The following is a 20336-nucleotide window of genomic DNA, read 5'->3' as shown; positions in this document are numbered from 1 at the left end:
GGCAGCGGGGGCGCTGGCCCCGGTGGGCCCGCGCCCCCGACGACGGCCCGTCAGTCCCTGCCGACGCCCTTGGCGACCCGGTCGCCCAGCGACTTGTCGACATTGCGCCAGTACTGCACCGCCCGCTCCAGCACCGGCTCGCTCACCCCGCCCTTGAGGTGCCCCACGATGTTGGAGACCAGCCGCTCGCGCGCCGCGTCGTCCAGCACCTGGCGGACCATGGTGCCCGCCTGCCCCCAGTCGTCGTCCTCGGCGTGCAGCGAGTACGCCTCGCGCACCATGTCGCCCGAGCTGTGCCAGCCGGCCGCCGGGTCGTCGTACCGCGCGAGGTTCGCCGCCGGCCCGCCCTTGGAGTTCGGCGCGTAGGGCGCCGCCGTCCGGGCCGGGTCGAAGCGCATCGGCCCGTCCTTGGCGTACGAGTGCACCGGCACGTGCGGCCGGTTCGGCGGCAGCTGGGCGTAGTTGGGCCCGATCCGGTACCGGTGGGTGTCCGGGTAGGAGAAGATCCGGCCCAGCAGCATCTTGTCCGGCGAGACGCTGACGCCCGGCACCAGGTTGGCCGGCTCGAAGGCGGCCTGCTCGATGTGGACGAAGTAGTCCTCCGGGTTGCGGTCCAGCCTCATCGTCCCGACCCGGATCAGCGGGTAGTCGCCGTGCGGCCAGACCTTGGTCAGGTCGAACGGGTTGAACCGGTAGCCGGGGGCGTCGTCGAACGGCATGACCTGCACGTACAGCGTCCAGGACGGCGGGTTGCCGCCCTCGATGGCCTGCCAGAGGTCCTCGCGGTGCACGTCCGGGTCGGAGCCCGCCAGCCGGTCGGCCTCCTCCTGGGTGAGGAAGTCGACGCCCTGGTTGGTCTTGAAGTGGTACTTCACCCAGAACCGCTCGCCGCCCGCGTTGTACCAGAGGTAGGTGTGCGAGCCGTAGCCGTTCATGTGCCGGTACGACTTCGGGATGCCGCGGTCGCCCATCAGCCAGGTGACCATGTGGGCGGACTCCGGCGAGAGCGTCCAGAAGTCCCACTGCATGTCGTGGTCGCGCAGGCCGTTGTCCGGGCGGCGCTTCTGCGAGCGGATGAAGTCCTGGAACTTGATCGTGTCGCGGACGAAGAAGATCGGCGTGTTGTTGCCGACCAGGTCGTAGTTGCCGTCCTCGGTGTAGAACTTCAGCGCGAAGCCGCGCGGGTCGCGCCAGGTGTCCGGGCTGCCCTGCTCGCCGGCCACGGTCGAGAAGCGGGCCAGCACCTCGGTCCGCTTGCCGGGCTGGAACAGGGTCGCCCTGGTGTACCGGCTGACGTCCTCCGTCGTCTCGAAGACGCCGTACGCCCCGGCCCCCTTGGCGTGCACCACCCGCTCCGGCACCCGCTCCCGGTTGAACTGGGCCATCTTCTCGATCAGGTAGTGGTCGTGGAGCAGGATCGGGCCGTCCCTGCCCACCGTGAGCGAGTTGTCGTCGCTCGGCACCGGGACGCCGGCGTTGTTGGTGGTGTTCGGGACCGCTGACTCGGACATGGTGTCCTCCGTTGCGTGCTGAGGTCCCCCCGGAGGTGTTCCCGGCACGACGCTAACCCGGTGCGACCGGGCCCGCACCCTGGCTCACGGCCCGCCGGATACCGCCAGGTAGGCTGCCCACACCCTCATCCCGACCGCCCCGAGGAGCCCACCGGTGCCCCAGCAGCCACCCCCGATCACCGTCGTCGGGATCGGGGCCGACGGCTGGCCCGGCCTGGGCTCCGCCGCCCGGGCCGCACTGCGGGCCGCCGGGGCCGTGATCGGCGGCCCCCGCCAACTCGGCCTGCTGCCCGCCGACGAGGTGGCCGCCGAACGGGTGCCGTGGCCGTCCCCGCTGCGCCCCGCCGTGGCCGCGCTGCTCGACCGCCACGCCGGCCGCCCGCTCGCCGTGCTGGCCAGCGGCGACCCGATGTTCTACGGCATCGGCCGCACCCTCGCCGAGACCGCGGGCCCCGAACGCCTGCGCGTCCTGCCGCACCCCTCCTCCGTCGCGTACGCCTGCGCCCGGCTCGGCTGGCCGCTGGAGTCCACCGAGGTGGTCAGCCTGGTCGGCCGCCCGCCGGACACCCTGCGGCTCGCCCTCAACCCCGGGCGCCGGCTGCTGGTGCTCAGCGCCGGGGCCGACACGCCCGCCGCCGTCGCCGCGCTGCTCACCGGGGCCGGCCACGGCGCCGCCCGGCTGAGCGTCCTCGAACAGCTCGGCGGCCCCGGTGAGCGGCGGCTGGACGGCCCCGCCGACGGCTGGCCGCACCCGCCCGGCGACCCGCTCAACGTCATCGCCGTCGAGCTGCCCGCCGACGGCCCCCGCGTCCCCGTCGTCCCCGGACTGCCCGACGGCGCCTACGAGAGCGACGGCCAGCTGACCAAGCGGCACGTGCGCGCCGCCACCCTGGCCACCCTGGCGCCCGTCCCCGGCGAACTGCTCTGGGACGTCGGCGGCGGCTCCGGCTCGATCGCGATCGAGTGGCTGCGCGCCCACCGCGACAACCGGGCCGTCACCGTCGAGCGCGACCCGGTGCGGGCCGGACGGATCGCCCGCAACGCCGCCGCGCTCGGCGTGCCCCGGCTGCGGGTGGTCACCGGCGCCGCGCCGGACGCCCTCGACGGCCTGCCCGCCCCGGACGCGGTGTTCATCGGCGGCGGCCTCACCGCCCCCGGGCTGCTGGACGCCTGCTGGGCCGCGCTGGCGCCCGGCGGCCGGCTGGTCGCCAACACCGTGACCCTGGAGTCGGAGGCGCTGCTGACCGAGTGGTACCGGCGGCACGGCGGCGAGCTGCTGCGGCTCGCCGTGGCGCACGCCGTCCCGGTCGGCGGCTTCACCGGCTGGCGCCAGGCGATGCCGGTCACCCAGTGGTCCGCCGTCAAGCCCCGCCCCTCTCATCAGGAGAACGCCTCGTGACCGTCCACTTCATCGGGGCCGGCCCCGGCGCCGCCGACCTCATCACCCTGCGCGGCCAGCGGATCCTCGCCCGCGCCGAGGTCTGCCTGTACGCCGGCAGCCTGGTGCCGCGCGAGCTGCTCGCCGAGTGCCCGCCCGGCGCCCGGCTGGTCGACACCGCCAACCTCACCCTCGACGAGATCACCGAGGAGTTCGTCCGCGCGCACGCCGCCGGACAGGACGTCGCCCGGCTGCACTCCGGCGACCCGTCGGTGTTCAGCGCCGTCGCCGAGCAGATGCGCCGCCTCGACGCGGCCGGGGTGCCGTACGAGGTGGTCCCCGGGGTACCGGCCTTCGCCGCCGCCGCGGCCGCGCTCAAGCGCGAGCTGACCGTGCCGACCGTCGGCCAGACCGTCATCCTCACCCGGATCGCCAAGCGCGCCACCCCGATGCCCGAGGGCGAGGACCTCGCCACCCTCGGCCGCAGCGGCGCCCTGCTGGTGCTGCACCTGGCCGCCGGGTACGTGGACGACGTGGTCGAGCAGCTGCTGCCGCACTACGGGGCCGACTGCCCGGCCGCCGTGGTCGCGATGGCCAGCCGCCCGGACGAGCTGGTGCTGCGCGGCACCGTCGGGGACATCGCCGGGCAGGTGAAGGCGGCCGGCGTGGTCCGCACCGCGGTGATCATCGTCGGCCGGACGCTGGGCGCCGAGCAGTTCCGCGACAGCCACCTCTACTCCGCGGACCGCGAGCGCCCGCACGAGCCCTGCGGCGCGTGATGGCGCACCTTCTGCTCCTCGGCGGCACCACCGAGGCCCGCGCCCTGGCCTCCGCACTGGCCGCCGAGCACCCCGCGCTGCGGGTCACCAGCTCGCTCGCCGGGCGGGTCGCCGAGCCCCGGCTGCCCGTCGGCGAGGTGCGGATCGGCGGCTTCGGCGGCCCCGGCGGCCTCGCCGCCTGGCTGCGCGCCGAACGGGTGGACGCGGTGGTGGACGCCACCCACCCGTTCGCCGCCGCGATGTCCCGCAACGCGGCCGAGGCCGCCGCGGCGACCGGCGTACCGCTGCTCGCCCTGCGCCGCCCCGGCTGGGCACCGGTGGAGGGCGACCGCTGGCACCGCGCCCCCTCCCTCGCGGCGGCGGCGGACCTGCTGCCGTCCCTCGGCCGGCGGGTCCTGCTCACCAGCGGCCGCCAGGGCATCGGCGCCTTCGCCCACCTCGACGGCCTGCACTTCGTGGCCCGCTCGGTCGACCCGCCCGAGCCGCCGCTGCCCGCCTCGCTGGACGTCGTGCTCGACCGCGGCCCGTTCACCCTGGACGGCGAGCGGTCGGTGCTGCGCGAGCACCGGATCGACGTCCTGGTCACCAAGGACAGCGGCGGCGCGGCCACCGCGCCCAAGCTCACCGCGGCGCGCGAACTCGGCCTGCCCGTGCTCGTGGTGGACCGCCCGCCGGCCCCGGCCGGCGTCCCGGTCGCGGAGACCGTCGAGGCCGCGCTGGCCTGGCTGGCGGGCCGTTAATTCCCGTGCCGCGCGGCGCCCGCCCTGCCACCATGGCCCGATGACCGACGCCTACGACCTCGCCGACGCCACCCGCACCGAGACCCCCCGATTCGGCGACGAACGCGCCACGCTCACCGCCTTCCTGGACTTCCAGCGCGACACCTTCGCGATGAAGTGCGCCGGGCTGACCACCGACCAGCTCCGCGCCCGCCCGCTGCTCCCCTCCACGCTCTCCCTGCTCGGCCTCACCCGCCACCTCGCCGAGGTCGAGCGCGGCTGGTTCCGCAACATCCTCGCCAACGAGGCCCGCCCCGGCTTCTGGAAGCACCCCGACGGCACCTTCGCCGAGTTCGACACCGACGACGCCGACCCCGACGAGGCCTTCGCCGTCTGGCGCCGCGAGTGCGCCCACGCCCGCGAACTCGTCGCCGCCGCCCCGTCGTTGGACGTCCCCGGGCACCACCGCGGCCCCGCCGGCGACCAGAGCTGGTCGCTGCGCTGGATCCTCACCCACATGATCGAGGAGTACGCCCGCCACAACGGCCACGCCGACCTCCTGCGCGAACACCTCGACGGCCGCACCGGCGAGTGACCGCGGGGCCGGACGGCCGTGCCCGGCCCCGGGGTTCCGGGGCCGGACACGGCGGCGGGGAAGGTGCTGCTCAGATGTCGCGGAAGGTCTCGATCTGGGCGCCGATGGAGTTGAGGCGCTCGGCGAGGTCCTCGTAGCCGCGGTTGATGACGTAGACGTTGCGCAGCACCGAGGTGCCCTTGGCGGCGAGCATCGCGAGGAGGATGACCACGGCGGGGCGCAGGGCGGGCGGGCAGACCATCTCGGCGGCGCGCCAGCGGGTGGGGCCCTGGACGAGGACGCGGTGCGGGTCGAGGAGCTTGATGTCCGCGCCGAGGCGGGTGAGTTCGGTGAGGTAGATGGCGCGGTTGTCGTAGACCCAGTCGTGGATCATCGTGGTGCCGTGGGCGGCCGCGGCGATGGCGGCGAAGAACGGCACGTTGTCGATGTTGATGCCGGGGAAGGGCATCGGGTGGATGGTGTCGATCGGCGCGGTGAGCTTGGAGGGGCGCACGGTGAGGTCGACCAGCCGGGTGCGGCCGTTGTGGGCCGGGTACTCGGGGGTGCGGTCGTAGTCGAGGCCCATGCCCTCCAGCACGGCGAGCTCGATCTCCAGGAACTCGATCGGCACCCGGCGGACGGTCAGCTCGGAGGAGGTGACCACGGCGGCGGCGAGCAGGCTCATCGCCTCGACCGGGTCCTCGGCCGGGGTGTAGTCGACGTCGCAGGTGATCTGCGGGACGCCGTGCACGGTGAGGGTGGTGGTGCCGATGCCCTCGATCCGCACGCCCAGCTTCTCCAGGAAGAAGCAGAGGTCCTGGACCATGTAGTTGGGCGAGGCGTTGCGGATGACGCTGACGCCGTCGTGGCGGGCGGCGGCGAGCAGGGCGTTCTCGGTGACGGTGTCCCCGCGCTCGGTCAGCACGATCGGGCGGTCCAGCGGGGCGCCCGGCTGGACGGAGGCGTGGTAGGCGCCGCCGGTGGTGGCGACCTCCAGGCCGAACCGGCGCAGCGCGGTGAGGTGCGGCTGGACGGTGCGGGTGCCGAGGTCGCAGCCGCCGGCGTAGGGGATGGCGAACGTGTCGGCGCGGTGCATCAGCGGGCCGAGGAACATCAGCACGCTGCGGGTGCGGCGGGCGGCCTCGACGTCCATGCCGGCGAGGTCGAGCTCGGCGGGCGGGGTGAGTTCGAGGTCGCGGCCGTCGTTGGTCCAGCGGCTCTTGACGCCGATGCTGGTGAGCACTTCGAGGATGCGGTAGACCTCCTCGATCCGGGCCACGCTGCGCAGGGTGGTGCGGCCGGTGGTCAGCAGCGAGGCGCAGAGGATGGCCACGCAGGCGTTCTTGCTGCTGCGGACGTCGATCGCGCCGGAGAGGGTGGTGCCGCCGGCGACCCTCAGGTGCATCGGGCCCGCGTAGCCGAGGGAGACGATCTCGCTGTCGAGCGCTTCGCCGATGCGGGCGATCATCTCAAGGCTGACGTTCTGCTTGCCCTGTTCGATGCGGTTGACCGCGCTCTGGCTGGTGCCGAGGGCCTCGCCGAGCTGGGCCTGGGACCAGCCGCGGTGCTGACGCGCGGTACGGATGAGGGTGCCGATACGGGTGAGGTAGTCGCCTGTCACTCGCCAGACGATATCTCATGGCTGAGATAGCGACAGAACCGACCCCCGGCGTGGCGCCACTTTTGTCCGTTTCTCACCCCGTATGAGCGTCAGATCTTCACATCATGGCGAAGTTCCTGCGACACGCCTGAGACGAAAGCGCGGGCCGCTCACGGGCCCAGCGGCTCCGCCCGGCCGACGATCGTCCCGGCCCGGTCGATGCAGATGACGTCCACCACGACCGGCGAACCGACCAGCACCCCGAGCGCGGTGGCCCGCGCCGCCTCGGCCACCAGGTCGCCCAGCGGCACCCCGGCCGCCCGGCAGAGCTGGATCGCCTCCAGCGCGGTGTTGGCGGAGGCGACCGCCGCCGCCAGCTCCTCGTCCGCACCGCCCGCGCGGGCCAGGTCGGCCAGGTAGCCCTTGTCCACCTGGGAGCGCGCCGAGTGCAGGTCGAGGTGGCCGGCGGCGAGCTTGGAGAGCTTGGCGAAGCCGCCGGCGATGGTCAGCCGCTCCACCGGGTGGCGCCTGAGGTACTTGAGCACCGCGCCCGCGAAGTCGCCCATGTCGAGCAGCGCGTCCTCGGGCAAGCCGTGCACGGCGACGGCGGTCTTCTCCGACGTCGAACCGGTGCAGCCGGCCACGTGCGTGCGCCCGGCGGCCCGCGCCACGTCCACCCCGCGGCGGATCGAGTCGATCCACGCGGAACAGGAGTAGGGGACGACCACCCCGGTGGTGCCGAGGATGGAGAGCCCGCCGAGGATGCCGAGCCGGGGGTTCCAGGTGGAGCGGGCGATCTCCTCGCCGTTGTCGACGGAGATCTCCACCACCACGTCCCCGCTGCCGCCGCACCCGGCCGCCACCTCGGCGACCGCGTCCCGGATCAGCTGCCGGGGCACCGGGTTGACGGCCGGCTCGCCGACCGCCAGCGGCAGCCCGGCCTTGGTGACGGTGCCCACCCCGGGCCCGGCCCGGAACACCACGCCCGCCCCCGGCTCCCCCGCCCACACCGTGGCCCGCACCAGCGCGCCGTGCGTCACATCGGGATCGTCCCCGGCGTCCTTCACCACCCCGGCCATCGCCCGCCGCCCCGCCGCCCCCTCGGTGATCCCCTCCACCGCGAGCGCGAAGGTCGGCCGCTGCCCCTTCGGCAGCACGATCTCCACCGGATCGGGGAACTCCCCCGTCAGCAGCGCCCGGTACGCGGCCTTGGCCGCCGCCGTGGCGCACGCCCCGGTCGTCCAGCCGTGCCGCAGCCCGCTGCTCCTCAGCTGCCCGGCCCGCCCGCCGACCTCACCCATGCCGCACCGTCCTCCTGACTCCGACTACCGGTCGAGACCCTACGGCCCCGCCACCTCCCGTCCTACCGCAGGCAGCCCGGCCGACGCGATCGGGGCGCACTTCGTACACTCAGCCCATGAGCGAGCAGCCTGCGCAGACCACGTCGGCCCGCGAGGCCCGAGAGCCTCTCGCCGACGCGGCCGATCGGGAGGAGCGCGCGCTGCTGCGCCTCATCGAGGAGCGCCGCGACGAGCCCACCTACTCCATGGAAGAAGTCATGGCCGAGACATCGGCCAGACCGGGGTGAGGCGCCGCCCGGTCGTCTCCGCGGGCCACGAGGTCTGCCGCCACTGGGCCCTGTGAGGCCTCCCGGACCTCCGGGGAGGTCCGGGAGGCGGCCCCTCACGCCTCCGGGTAGCGGCGGGGGGTCCAGGTGACGTCCGGGTGCGGGGGGCGGGGGACGTGCTGGGTCTGGGAGGAGCCGATGAGGAGGATGGTGCGCATGTCGACCTCGGCGGGGTCGAGGTCGGCGAGGCGGACGGTGCGGACGCGTTCGGTGGGGCCGCCGACGTCGCGGGCCATCACCACCGGGGTCTCCGGGGCCCGGTACTCCAGGAGGAGGTCGCGGGCGCGGCCGACCTGGGTGGTGCGGGACTGGGAGCCGGGGTTGTAGAGGGCGAGGACGAGGTCGGCCCCGGCGGCGGCGCGCAGGCGGGCGGCGACGACGTCCCAGGGCTTGAGGCGGTCGGAGAGCGAGACCACCGCGTAGTCGTGGCCGAGCGGGGCGCCGGCCCGGGAGGCGGCCGCGTGGGCGGCGGTCATGCCGGGGACGATGCGCACCGGGACCTCCCGGTAGGCCTCCTCGCAGGCGACCTCCAGGACGGCGGTGGCCATCGCGAAGACGCCCGGGTCGCCGGAGGAGACCACCACGACCCGGTGGCCGCGGCGGGCCAGGTCGAGGGCGAACTCGGCGCGCTCGGACTCCACCTTGTTGTCGGAGCCGTGCCGGGTCTGGCCGGGCCGCACCGGCACCCGGTCCAGGTACGTGGTGTAGCCGACCAGGTCGGTGGCGGCGGCCAGGGCGCCGCGCGCCTCCGGGGTGAGCCAGAGCGGTCCGGCCGGACCGGTGCCGACGACGGTGACGCTGCCCGGGCCGCTCAGGTCGGGTGCGGCCGGCTCCAGCGGGGCGACCTTGCTGGGCAGCACGGCCACCGAGAAGTACGGCACGCCCTCGGGGTCGACCGAGGCCAGCGGCGCCGTCCGCTCGCCGTCCATGAACGCCCGCTCGACGTACTGGGCGTCGGCCAGCCGGCCGGCCCGCTCCAGGGCGCGCCGCACGGTCGGGAAGGTGCGGCCGAGCTTCATGACGACGGCGGAGTCGGCGGCGGCCAGCCGCGCGGTCAGCTCCTCCTCGGGCAGCGTGCCGGGGATGACGGTGAGCGTCTCCTCGGCCTCGGTGAGCGGCTGGCCGAGCCGGGCGGCGGCGGCGCTGACCGAGGTCACGCCGGGCACCACCTCGGTCGGGTAGCGGTGCGCCAGGCGCTTGTGCATGTGCTGGTAGGAGCCGTAGAAGAACGGGTCCCCCTCGGCGAGCACCACGACGTCGCGGCCGGCGTCCAGGTGGGCGGCCAGCCGTTCGGCGGCCTCCTGGTAGAAGTCGTCCAGCGCGCCCCGGTAGCCGCCGGGGTGGTCGGTGGTCTCGACGGTGATCGGGTAGACCAGCTTCTCCTCGATCTGACCACCCATCAGATAGCGCTCGGCGATGGACCGGGCGATCGAGCGGCCGTGCCGGGCGCTGTGGTACGCCACCACGTCGGCCCTGCCGATGAGTTCGGCGGCGCGCACGGTCACCAGGGAGGGGTCGCCGGGGCCGAGGCCCACGCCGTAGAGCCGGCCGGTGGGGTTCTGATGGTCCGTCATTCTGCTTCGCTCGCAATCGCGTTGATCGCGGCGGCGGCCATCGCGCTGCCGCCGCGCCGGCCGCGGACCACCAGGTGCTCCAGGCCGGCCGGGTGCGCGGCCAGCGCCTCCTTGGACTCGGCCGCGCCGATGAAGCCGACCGGCACGCCGATCACCGCGGCCGGGCGCGGGGCGCCGGCCTCGATCAGCTCCAGCAGCCGGAAGAGCGAGGTCGGCGCGTTGCCGACGGCGACCACGGCGCCCTCCAGGCGGGGCAGCCACAGCTCCATCGCGGCGGCGCTGCGGGTGTTGCCCATCGCCCGGGCCAGCTCCGGCACGGACGGGTCGGCGAGGGTGCAGATCACCTCGTTGTCGGCGGGCAGCCGCTTGCGGGTGACGCCGCTGGCGACCATGTTGACGTCGCACAGGATCGGCGCACCGGCGCGCAGGGCGGCGCGCGCGGAGGCGACCACGCCGGGCGAGTACACCAGGTCCTCGACCAGGTCGACCATGCCGCAGGCGTGGATCATCCGCACCGCGACCTGGGAGACGTCCGCGGGCAGCGCGGCGAGGTCGGCCTCGGCCCGGATGGTGGCAAAGGACTGGCGGTAGATGGACGCGCCGTCCTTCTCGTAGTCGATCACGTGGTGGTCCTCCGGGCCGCGGCGACCGCCGCGGCCATCTCCTCGTTCGTCACTTCCACGGCGGTCTCCCGCCCCTGCGGCACGCCTTCCAGCGCCACCCGGTACCCCTGCCCGGTCGCCAGCACGTCCACCCGCCGCCCGGCGGGGTGCCCGCAGCGGCGCTCGCAGCCCGACCAGTGCACCGGCAGTCCGCCGGGGCCGGCCGGGGCGCCCTCCAGCGCCCGGGCGGCGTCGGCCCGGACGTCGGCCAGCGACTTGGCGCAGCCCGGCAGCCCGGTGCAGGCGCTCGCGCCGTCCCAGGCCGTGCCGGCGGCGGTCCGGAAACCGGCCGCGGCCAGCTCCGCCAGCCGCCCGGCGGGCGCGCCGGGCAGCACCGCGCCGCGCCACGGGGTGAGCCGCAGCTCCCCCTCGGCGGCGTCCGCCAGGGTCCGCCACTGCGCGGCCCCGGCCAGACCGAAGCGCAGGCCGACGTGCAGCCCGCCCCCGGGCAGGACGCCCAGCGGCGGGCGGGTCCCGGGCAGCACCGGCATCGGCAGCGGACCCGGCGGCAGCAGTTCGGGCACCTCGCGCAGGTGCCAGGCCCGCACCCCGGCGGCGTGCTGCGCCTCCAGGAACTCATGGGCGGCGTCCAGGGCCGCGAAGACCGCCTGCCCCGCGGGCACCGGCCGTACGGTGCCGGCCCGGCCGAGGCGCAGCAGCGCGGTGCCGTCCGGGCCTGCGATCAATGTCACATCGGCGTCCAGCGCGGCGACGTCGCCGCTGCCGTCGTCCAGGGCGAACAGGAACTTGCCGGAGAGCGCGGTCGCCCAGGGGCTGGCGCACAGGGCGAGGTCCAGCGAGTGCGCCCAGGCGTGGACGTCGCCGAGGCCGGCGGCGGCGCCGGGCGAGGCGACGATGTTGCGCACGCGCTCATGGGTGTCGGAGGGCAGCAGGCCGGCGGCGCGCAGCCGCCCGCCGAGTTCGCCGCCGCAGTCCGGAGCCAGGCCGCGCAGCTGGACGTTGCCGCGCGAGGTGATCTCCAGCCGGCCGTCGCCGAGTTCGCGCGCCGCGTCGGCCAGCGCCAGTGCCTGACGGACCGTCAGCCGACCCCCGGGCAGCCGGACCCGGGCCAGGGCGCCGTCGTCGGCGGGGTGCAGACGAAGGGCCCCGGGGCAGGCGTCCGCACGCGCCCGGTCGGGCACGGCGGCGCCCGGCGCGAGGGCGTCGGGTTCGGGAGACATGGCGGCGAGCATACAGATGATCCGATGGGTTGCCGCCGTACCGCCGCTCACACCCCCGGCCCCGCGCGGCACCCCCGCAACCTGCACTCCCCCGGCCCGGCCGCACCCCGTACGATGCTGGCGGGCGGTCCCCGCGGACCGTCCGACGCCAGCGACGGCGCAGGGGAGGAAACCGGTGCGAACCCGGTGCGGTCCCGCCACTGTGACCGCGGTTCACCGGGCCTCCGGTGGAACGCGGGAGCCAGGAACTCCTGCCGTCCTCCACCGGCCCGGGGCGCGGACCCCGAGGAAGGCTTGAAAGCCATGCGCCGTCGCATGCCCGGGACCTCGTGGTCGCCCGTGCCCGATCCCGTGCCGATGTCCATGCCCGCAGGCACTCGCCCGCTCGCCTCCGGGCGCTCCGACCCGCCGTCGACGCTTCTCGCTCCGGCGCTCCTTCCTTCGTCAGTCGCTTGTCACTCGTCACTTTCAACGCCGGCGCGCCCTTCGGCTCGGGGCGGCTCCGAGGCCGGGAGGGCCTTCGCATGATCCTGCTGCTGTCGACGTCCGACACCGACCTGCTGAGCGCCCGCGCGTCCGAGGGGCCGGTCCGCTACCGGCTCGGCAACCCGGCCCGGCTGGCGCCCGAGGACCTGCCCGCCCTGCTGGAGGGCACCGACCTGGTCGTGGTCCGCCTGCTCGGCGGCCGCCGCGCCTGGCAGGAGGGCCTGGACGCGCTGCTCGCCGGCCCCCGCCCGGTGGTCGTGCTGACCGGGGAGCAGGCCCCCGACGCCCAGCTGATGGAGCTGTCCACCGTCCCGGCCGGCATCGCCGCCGAGGCGCACGCCTACCTGGCGCACGGCGGTGCGGCCAACCTCGCCGAGCTCGCCGCCTTCCTCTCCGACACCGTGCTGCTCACCGGCCACGGCTTCGCCCCGCCCGCCTCCGCCCCCGCCTGGGGCCCGCTGGAGCGCACGGCCCGGACGGCCGAGGGGCCGACCGTCGCGGTGCTCTACTACCGCGCCCACCACATGAGCGGCAACACCGCGTTCGTGGAGACCCTCTGCCGGGCGATCGAGGACCAGGGCGCCCGGGCCCGCGCGTACTACTGCGCCTCGCTGCGCGGCGCCGAGCAGGAGCTGCTGGCCGCCCTCGGCGAGGCCGACGCGATCGTGACCACCGTGCTGGCCGCCGGCGGCACCCGCCCGGCCGACGCCCAGGCCGGCGGCGACGAGGAGGCCTGGGACGCGGGCGCGCTCGCCGCGCTGGACCGCCCGATCCTCCAGGCGCTCTGCCTGACCTGGTCGCGCGCCCAGTGGGAGGCCAGCGACGACGGCCTGTCCCCGCTGGACACCGCCACCCAGGTCGCGGTGCCCGAGTTCGACGGCCGGCTGATCACCGTCCCGTTCTCCTTCAAGGAGCTGGACGAGGACGGCCTGACCGTCTACGCCGCCGACGAGGAGCGCGCCGCCCGGGTGGCCGGCGTCGCCGTCGCCCACGCCCGGCTGCGGCACGTCCCGGCCGCCGAGCGCCGGCTCGCGCTGGTGCTGTCCGCCTACCCGACCAAGCACGCCCGGGTCGGCAACGCCGTCGGCCTGGACACCCCGGCCAGCGCGATCAGGCTGCTCACCGCGCTGCGCGCGGAGGGCATGGACCTCGGGCAGGACCTGCCGGGCCTGGACGACGAGGGCGGGCACGACCACGAGGGCGACGCCCTCATCCACGCGCTGATCGCCGCCGGCGGCTACGACCAGGACTGGCTCACCGAGGACCAGCTGGCCCGCAACCCCGTGCGCATCCCGGCCGCCGACTACCGCCGCTGGTACGCCACCCTGCCCGAGGGCCTGCGCGCCCGGGTCGAGGAGCACTGGGGCCCGGCCCCCGGCGAGCTGTACGTCGACCGCTCGCAGAACCCGGACGGCGACATCGTGCTCGCCGCGATCCGCTCCGGGAACCTGCTGGTGCTCATCCAGCCGCCGCGCGGCTTCGGCGAGAACCCGGTCGCGATCTACCACGACCCGGACCTCCCGCCGTCCCACCACTACCTGGCCGCGTACCGCTGGATCGCCGCCGCCGAGGCCGACGGCGGCTTCGGCGCGCACGCCGTGGTCCACCTCGGCAAGCACGGCAACCTGGAGTGGCTGCCCGGCAAGACCGCCGCGCTGTCCGCCGAGTGCGGCCCGGACGCCGTGCTCGGCGACCTGCCGCTGGTCTACCCGTTCCTGGTCAACGACCCGGGCGAGGGCACCCAGGCCAAGCGCCGCGCCCACGCCACCCTGGTCGACCACCTGGTGCCGCCGATGGCCCGCGCCGACTCCTACGGCGACATCGCCCGCCTGGAGCAGCTGCTGGACGAGCACTCCAACATCGCCGCGATGGACCCGGCCAAGCTGCCCGCGATCCGCGCCCAGATCTGGACGCTGATCCAGGCCGCCAAGCTCGACCACGACCTCGGCCTGGAGGAGCGCCCCGAGGACGACGGCTTCGACGACTTCCTGCTGCACGTCGACGGCTGGCTCTGCGAGGTCAAGGACGCCCAGATCCGCGACGGCCTGCACGTCCTCGGCCAGGCGCCGGCCGGCACCGACCGGGTCAACATCGTGCTCGCCATCCTGCGCGCCCGGCAGATCTGGGGCGGCGTCAGCGCGCTGCCCGGCCTGCGCGAGGCGCTCGGCCTGGACGAGGCCGCGCCCACCCTCGGCGCCGCCGACGCGGCCGAGGCGAAGGCCCGCGAGCTGGTCGAGGCGATGGAGGCGGCCGACTGGGCGCCGCAGGCCGTGGCGGAGGTCGCCGCCGGGCTGCCGGACGCGGTGCACGAGGTGCTGGACTTCGCCGCCGTCCAGGTGGTGCCCCGGCTGGCCGCGACCACCGACGAGCTGGACGCCGTGCTGCACGCGCTGCGCGGCGGCTTCGTCCCGGCCGGCCCGTCCGGCTCGCCGCTGCGCGGGCTGGTCAACGTGCTGCCGACCGGCCGCAACTTCTACTCCGTCGACCCCAAGGCGGTGCCCAGCAAGCTCGCCTGGGAGACCGGGCAGGCGCTCGCCGCCTCGCTGGTCGAGCGGTACACGGCCGACAACGACGGCGCCTACCCGCCCTCGGTCGGGCTCTCGCTCTGGGGCACCAGCGCGATGCGCACCGCCGGCGACGACATCGCCGAGGCGTTCGCGCTGCTGGGCGTGCGGCCGGTCTGGGACGACGCCTCGCGCCGGGTCACCGGCCTGGAGGCGATCCCGCTGGAGGAGCTGGGCCGCCCGCGCATCGACGTCACGCTGCGCATCTCCGGCTTCTTCCGGGACGCCTTCCCGCACGTGGTCGCCCTGCTCGACGACGCCGTCCGGCTGGCCGCCGCCCAGGAGGAGGCCGACGCCGACAACTTCGTGCGCGCCCACGTCCGGGCGGACCTCGCGGTGCACGGCGACGAGCGCAAGGCCACCGTGCGCGTCTTCGGATCCCGCCCCGGCACCTACGGCGCGGGCCTGCTCCAGCTGATCGACAGCCGCGACTGGCGCACCGACGCCGACCTCGCCGAGGTGTACACGGTCTGGGGCGGCTACGCCTACGGGCGCGGGCTGGACGGCCGCCCGGCCCGCGAGGAGATGGAGAGCGCGTACAAGCGGATCACCGTCGCCGCGAAGAACACCGACACCCGCGAGCACGACATCGCCGACTCGGACGACTACTTCCAGTACCACGGCGGCATGGTGGCCACCGTGCGCGCGCTCACCGGCAAGGCGCCGACCGCGTACATCGGCGACTCGACCCGCCCGGAGACGGTCCGCACCCGCACCCTGACCGAGGAGGCGGCCCGGGTCTTCCGCGCCCGGGTGGTCAACCCGCGCTGGATCGAGGCGATGCGCCGGCACGGCTACAAGGGCGCCTTCGAGATGGCCGCGACCGTCGACTACCTCTTCGGGTACGACGCCACCACCGGCGTGGTCGCGGACTGGATGTACGAGAAGCTCACCCAGGAGTACGTGCTGGACCCGGTCAACCGGGAGTTCCTGGCGGGCGCCAACCCGTGGGCGCTGCACGGCATCAGCGAGCGGCTGCTGGAGGCGGCGAGCCGGGGGCTGTGGGAGCAGCCGGACCCGGCGCTGATCGAGCAGTTGCAGGCGGCGTTCCTGGAGACCGAGGGCGACCTGGAGGGCGACGAGGGCTGACCCGCCCCCGATCCGTTACGCCGTTCGGGTGATCACGGGGCTGGTGACCGGGCCGCGCCGGGCGGACAATACGGATCATGCCGCGCCCTCCCCTGCTCACCGGCCCCGACGGTCCCGCCCGGCCGGCGGGCGCCGCCGCCCGCCCCGGCGGGGCCACCGCCGCCGCCCGGTACCGGCCCCGGCTGGCGGCGCTCGCCGCCGGGGCGCTGCCGGTGCTCGCCTTCCCCGCCCCCGGGGTGGCGGCGCTCGCCTGGGTCGCGCTGGTCCCCGGCCTGCTGCTGATGCAGCGGGCCCCGGGCGCGCGCGAGGCGGCGGTGCGCGGCTGGTGGTTCGGCGCCGGGTTCATCCTGGCCGGGATGTCCTGGCTGCTGTCCTCCGTCGGTCCCGCCCTGCCGCTGATCGCCGTGGTGTTCGGCTCGCTCCAGGCCGGGGTGGGCCTCGCGGTGTGGCGGCTGCTGCGCCCGCCGCTGACCGTCCGCCGGGCGCTGCTCGCGCCGCCGGTGGTCGCGGCGGTCTGGCTGACCACCGAGTACGCGCGCTCCTGGCCCGCGCTGGGCGGGCCGTGGGCGCTGCTCGGCGCCACCCAGTGGCAGCACCCGGCCGTCCTGGCGCTGGCCTCGGCCGGCGGGATCTGGCTGGTCAGCGCCGCCGTGGTGGCGGTCAACACCGCCGTGCTGGTGGTGCTCACCGCCGTCGACCCGCGCCCGCGGGCGGCGGCGGCGCTGCTCGCGGCGGCGGCGCTGGCGGCCGGGCCGGTGCTGTTCGCGCTGCGTCCCGCCCCGCCGGCCGCCGGCGGCGGGGCGGACGGGCCCGCGCAGGTGCGGATCGCACTCGTCCAGCCCGGGATCGTCGACGAGCCGCAGGCCCGGTTCGAGGCCGGCGCCCGCGCCACCTCCGCGCTGGTCGGGCAGCAGCCGGTGGACCTGGTGGTCTGGGGCGAGTCCAGCACCGCCGCCGACCTCGACCGCGACCCGGTGGTGCTCGACCGGCTGCGCGCGCTGTCCGCCGCGGCCGGTGCCGAGCTGCTGGCCGGCGAGGACGCGCGCAAGGCGGACGGGCGGATCTCCAAGGACGCCGTGCTGGTGGCACCGGGCGGCGTGGTCGACCGGTACCGCAAGATCCGGCTGGTGCCGTTCGGCGAGTACATCCCGCTGCGGCCGGTGCTCGGCTGGGTCGCCGGAGTCAGCCGGGCGGCGGGCGAGAACCGGGCGCCCGGCAGCGAGCAGCGCCTGCTGCCGGCCGTCGACCGCTCGGGGCGGCCGCTGCCGCTCGGCGTGCTGATCTGCTTCGAGTCGGCGTTCCCCGACATGGCGCGGTCGGCGGCCCGCGACGGCGCCCGGGTGCTGGTCTACCAGTCGTCGACCTCGACCTTCCAGCGGACCTGGGCGCCCGAGCAGCACGTCTCGCTGGCCGCGATCCGGGCGGCCGAGACCGGACGGCCCGCCGTGCAGGCCTCGCTCACCGGGGTGTCGGCCGCCTTCGACGCCCAGGGGCGGGAGCTGGCGCGGCTGGGCACCGACGACACCGGCGCGCTGGTGGTGGACCTGCCGCTGACCGCGCCGGGCGCCGCCACCTGGTACCTGCGGGTGGGTGACGTGGTGCCGCTGACCGCCGTCCTGGTGACGGCCGGCGCGGCGGCGCTCACCGTCACGGCACGCCGGCGTCAGCCCCTGGACTCCGAGCGGAAGTAGAGGCCGAACGCCGCGCCCACCGGGTCGCGCAGGACGGCGATCCGCAGGCCGCCGCCCGGCAGGTCGGTGGGCGCCATCAGCACGGTCGCGCCGAGGTTGCCGGCCCGGAAGGCCGAGACGTCCACGTCGGCCGTCGAGAAGTACGGCAGCCAGTGCGGCGGCACCTGCGGCGGGAAGCCCTCGCCCATGGCCAGCATGCCGCCGAAGTCGCCGTCGGCCAGGCCCCACTGGGTGTACTCCCCGGAGGGTCCGGCCGTCCAGCCGAACACCGCCGGGTAGAAGGCGCGGGCGCCGTCCGGGTCCCGGGTGAGCAGTTCCACCCAGCCGAGCGCGCCGGGAGCGTTGAGCACCTCGGCGCCGCGCAGCCGGCCCGCCTGCCAGAGCCCGAACACCGCGCCGGACGGGTCGGCCGCGATCGCGAACCGGCCGTAGTCCAGCGCGTCCGTGGGCTCGACGACCAGGCTCCCGCCCGCCCCGGCCACCCGGCGGGCGGCGGCGTCGGCCTCGTCGACCAGGAAGGAGACGGTCCAGGCGGTCGGCTGGCCCTCGCCGTAGAGCGGGGTGACGGACGCGGCCACCGCCCCGTCCAGCCTCATGAACGTGTAGCCGCCCGCCTCCGGGCGCTCGTCGGTCTCCGGCTGCCAGCCGAACAGCTCGCCGTAGAACCGCCGGGCCGCCGCCGGGTCGGCGCTGCCGTGCTCGACCCAGCACGGGCCGCCGGTGGTCACCGTCCGCTGCTTCATCGCGGTCCTCCTCCCTCAGCCGATGTCCAGGACGACCTTGCCGCGCGCGTGCCCCGACTCGACGAGGGCGATCGCCTCGGCGGCGCGGGACAGCGGGTAGCGGCTGCCGATGTGCGGGTCCAGCTCGCCCGCGGCCACGAGTTCGGCCAGCGCGGCGAGGGTCTGCGGGCTGGTGGAGCGGGTGATGTAGCGGCCGCCGAGCTCCTCCGCGGTGGTCGGATCGGCGGTGGAGACCAGCCGGGAGCGGTCCGCCAGGGTCACCGCGGCGGCGCGGGCGTCGTCCCCGCCGACCAGGTCGAGCAGTCCGTCCACGCCGTCCGGCGCGGCCGCCCGGATCCGGTCGGCGACACCGTCGCCGTAGCGGATCTGCACCGCGCCCATCGACTCGACGTAGCCGCGGTTGGCGTCGCCCGCGGTGCCGATGACGCGGATGCCGCGGCTGCGGGCGATCTGGGCGGCCGCGCTGCCGACACCCCCGGCGATGCCGAGGATGAGCAGGGTCTGCCCGGCGCCCACGCCGACGTCGCGGACCGCGTCGTCGGCGGTCGCGGCCGCCACCGGCAGGGTGGCGGCCTGGTCGAAGCCGATCTTCGCCGGCTTCACCGCGCTCGACGCGGCGGACAGCAGCGTCTGCTCGGCGAACGCACCGGTCGCCGCGATGCCGAACACCTCGTCGCCCGGGGAGAACCCGGTGACACCGGGGCCGACCCGGTCGACCACGCCGGCCGCCTCGGACCCCATCACGGCGGGCAGCTCGCGCACCTGGCCGAGCCAGCCCCGGCGGACCTTCCAGTCAACCGGGTTCACCCCGGCCGCCCGGACGGTGACCGCCAGCCGGCCCGGACCGGGCTCCAGCACCGGCCGGTCCAGGAACTCCTGAGTCTCCGGCCCGCCGTAGTCGACGAACCCGAACGCCTTGGCCATCCCCGCTCCACTCTCCGCTCGACGGCCCCCGCCCCAGCATGCGGGCGGGGGCCGTCGGGGGACGGTTCCTACTGCGCCGAACGGGCGGCCCCGCCCCGAGCCGAAGGGACGCGCCGGTGCCGAAAGGGAGAAGGGCCAAGCCGCCGACGAAGGAGGTGGCGCAGCGCCCGCCGACCGTCGGCACCGGGTCAGAGCGCCCCGGAGGCGAGCGGGCGAGTCACAGGGATCCACAGCTCGGCGTCCGCTTCCTCACCGTCCGGGCGGACGTTCACCCGCAACATCTCCGGGCCGAGGCGGAACTCGTACGGGTTGGACGGGATCCACTGGGTGAAGACGTCCCGCCACAGCTCCTGCAACGCCCTCGGGTACGGTCCGGTGTTGGCGAACACCGCCCAGGTGCCGGCCGGGACCTCCCGCACGTCCAGGTCCTCCGGCACCTCGGCGCCCGTCCCCATGACCACCGCGTGGTAGTAGTCCAGCGGGACGCCCTCCTCCCGGCTGTCCGAGAAGAACTCGGTGACCGCGACGATCCCGGCCGGCTCCTGCTCCGAGAGGGCCGCGATCCGGTCGATCGTCTCCCGGCCGAGCCCCCTGATGAACTCGGCCATCGCCGGGTTGACCCCCTCGTGGACCAGGGGCACCCGTGCCCTCCGGCCCACGACCCGGAAAGCCTGCCTCTCGACGATGCGGTACTCCATGCTGCTACTCCCTTCGACGACGAGCCGGAAGGACATCCGCGGCTGGGACACGAGCACCGCGCCCGTGCGCCGGGCCTCGCCGGGGCCCACCCCGTGCATCGCCCGGAACGCCCGGGCGAACGCCTCGCCCGAGCCGTAGCCGTGGCGGACCGCGATGTCGAGCAGCGTCCGCTCCCCGGTCAGCACCTCCGCCCCGGCCAGGGTGAGCCGGCGGCGGCGCAGGTACTCCGACAGCGGCATCCCGGCGAGCGCCGAGAACAGCCGCCGGAAGTGGTACTCCGAGGTGGTCGCGATCCGCGCCAGCTCTGCCGCGTCGACCGTGTCGTCGAGGTGCTCCTCGACGTACTCCATGGCCTGGTTCAGCCGGTCCAGCATCGGTCCCCGCCCCCGTCCTTCCTTCTGGTGCTCCTCACCGTAGGCGGGGGCCCACCGTCCGGACCCGACATTCCGTGCCCGCTCCGGTCGGGCGGCCGGCGCGGTGTCCGGCGCGGTGTCCGGACAGGCCGCCGCCTCCCCGGCCGGCGCCGCTGCGGCGC

16 protein-coding genes and 1 riboswitch are annotated in these 20336 nt (G+C 75.6%); of the genes, 7 read left to right on the top strand and 9 right to left on the bottom strand.

Annotated features, from left to right (window positions below):
* Positions 1–50: 50 nt before the first annotated feature.
* Positions 51–1511, bottom strand: a complete 1461-nt coding sequence (locus ACFU74_RS11930) for a catalase (protein ID WP_380755368.1) — start codon at positions 1509–1511, stop codon at positions 51–53.
* A 154-nt stretch (positions 1512–1665) separates the two neighbouring features.
* Here ACFU74_RS11930 and cbiE point away from each other — a divergent pair, with 154 nt between their 5' ends.
* The 4 genes from cbiE to ACFU74_RS11910 are packed head-to-tail and all read left to right on the top strand — an operon-like array spanning position 1666 to position 4982.
* Positions 1666–2910 carry a precorrin-6y C5,15-methyltransferase (decarboxylating) subunit CbiE gene (cbiE, locus tag ACFU74_RS11925; RefSeq protein ID WP_380755366.1) on the top strand — a complete coding sequence of 415 codons (1245 nt, stop codon included), beginning with the start codon at positions 1666–1668 and terminating at the stop codon, positions 2908–2910.
* A complete protein-coding gene (gene cobM / locus ACFU74_RS11920; RefSeq protein WP_380755364.1) occupies positions 2907–3668 on the top strand; it encodes a precorrin-4 C(11)-methyltransferase in 762 nt (253 codons plus the stop codon). Before cbiE ends, cobM begins: the two co-directional genes overlap by 4 nt.
* Entirely contained in the window at positions 3668–4408 is a 741-nt protein-coding gene (locus ACFU74_RS11915; protein ID WP_380755414.1) for a cobalt-precorrin-6A reductase, read from the top strand. The genes cobM and ACFU74_RS11915 overlap by 1 nt, the downstream gene beginning before the upstream one ends.
* Positions 4409–4448: 40 nt before the next feature.
* On the top strand, positions 4449–4982 hold the full coding sequence (locus tag ACFU74_RS11910) for a DinB family protein (protein ID WP_380755362.1): 534 nt from the start codon (positions 4449–4451) through the stop codon (positions 4980–4982).
* Between the two features lie 70 nt (positions 4983–5052).
* On the opposite strand, the gene ACFU74_RS11905 is transcribed toward ACFU74_RS11910, so the two are convergent.
* Positions 5053–6582, bottom strand: a complete 1530-nt coding sequence (locus tag ACFU74_RS11905) for a UDP-N-acetylglucosamine 1-carboxyvinyltransferase (protein WP_380755360.1) — start codon at positions 6580–6582, stop codon at positions 5053–5055.
* Between the two features lie 149 nt (positions 6583–6731).
* The gene (locus ACFU74_RS11900) at positions 6732–7862 is read right to left on the bottom strand and encodes a cobalt-precorrin-5B (C(1))-methyltransferase (protein ID WP_380755358.1); all 1131 of its coding nucleotides are present in this window, start codon (positions 7860–7862) and stop codon (positions 6732–6734) included.
* A gap of 116 nt (positions 7863–7978) precedes the next feature.
* Between ACFU74_RS11900 and ACFU74_RS11895 the strand changes: the two genes are divergently transcribed.
* On the top strand, positions 7979–8149 hold the full coding sequence (locus tag ACFU74_RS11895) for a hypothetical protein (protein ID WP_380755356.1): 171 nt from the start codon (positions 7979–7981) through the stop codon (positions 8147–8149).
* Positions 8150–8244: 95 nt separating this feature from the next.
* Here the strand turns inward: ACFU74_RS11895 and ACFU74_RS11890 are convergent, their stop codons facing one another.
* Genes ACFU74_RS11890 through ACFU74_RS11880 form a run of 3 tightly spaced genes read right to left on the bottom strand, consistent with a single transcriptional unit; the run spans position 8245 to position 11605 of the window.
* Positions 8245–9762, bottom strand: coding sequence for a precorrin-2 C(20)-methyltransferase (locus ACFU74_RS11890; protein WP_380755354.1), 1518 nt, complete (start codon positions 9760–9762; stop codon positions 8245–8247).
* The gene (locus ACFU74_RS11885; protein ID WP_380755352.1) at positions 9759–10385 is read right to left on the bottom strand and encodes a precorrin-8X methylmutase; all 627 of its coding nucleotides are present in this window, start codon (positions 10383–10385) and stop codon (positions 9759–9761) included. Before ACFU74_RS11885 ends, ACFU74_RS11890 begins: the two co-directional genes overlap by 4 nt.
* Entirely contained in the window at positions 10382–11605 is a 1224-nt protein-coding gene (locus ACFU74_RS11880) for a hypothetical protein (protein ID WP_380755350.1), read from the bottom strand. The genes ACFU74_RS11885 and ACFU74_RS11880 overlap by 4 nt, the downstream gene beginning before the upstream one ends.
* A gap of 165 nt (positions 11606–11770) precedes the next feature.
* Positions 11771–11856, top strand: a riboswitch (cobalamin riboswitch).
* Positions 11857–12129: 273 nt separating this feature from the next.
* On the opposite strand from ACFU74_RS11880, the gene cobN reads away from it, so the two are divergent.
* Complete coding sequence (cobN, locus tag ACFU74_RS11875) at positions 12130–15744, top strand: cobaltochelatase subunit CobN (RefSeq protein ID WP_380755348.1); 3615 nt, start codon at positions 12130–12132, stop codon at positions 15742–15744.
* 77 nt (positions 15745–15821) lie between these two features.
* Positions 15822–17435, top strand: a complete 1614-nt coding sequence (gene lnt, locus ACFU74_RS11870; protein ID WP_380755346.1) for an apolipoprotein N-acyltransferase — start codon at positions 15822–15824, stop codon at positions 17433–17435.
* On the opposite strand, the gene ACFU74_RS11865 is transcribed toward lnt, so the two are convergent.
* From ACFU74_RS11865 to ACFU74_RS11855, 3 genes are all read right to left on the bottom strand, one after another.
* The gene (locus ACFU74_RS11865; RefSeq protein ID WP_380755344.1) at positions 17408–18178 is read right to left on the bottom strand and encodes a VOC family protein; all 771 of its coding nucleotides are present in this window, start codon (positions 18176–18178) and stop codon (positions 17408–17410) included. The genes lnt and ACFU74_RS11865 overlap by 28 nt on opposite strands.
* A gap of 15 nt (positions 18179–18193) precedes the next feature.
* Positions 18194–19102 carry an NADP-dependent oxidoreductase gene (locus ACFU74_RS11860; protein ID WP_380755342.1) on the bottom strand — a complete coding sequence of 303 codons (909 nt, stop codon included), beginning with the start codon at positions 19100–19102 and terminating at the stop codon, positions 18194–18196.
* A 188-nt stretch (positions 19103–19290) separates the two neighbouring features.
* Complete coding sequence (locus ACFU74_RS11855; RefSeq protein WP_380755340.1) at positions 19291–20175, bottom strand: GyrI-like domain-containing protein; 885 nt, start codon at positions 20173–20175, stop codon at positions 19291–19293.
* Positions 20176–20336 lie beyond the last annotated feature (161 nt).

It is taken from the genome of Kitasatospora sp. NPDC057500 (assembly GCF_042802195.1).
Classification (GTDB): domain Bacteria; phylum Actinomycetota; class Actinomycetes; order Streptomycetales; family Streptomycetaceae; genus Kitasatospora.
Note: the sequence above shows the minus strand (reverse complement) of the source record. Positions and strands in the feature narration are given on the sequence as shown.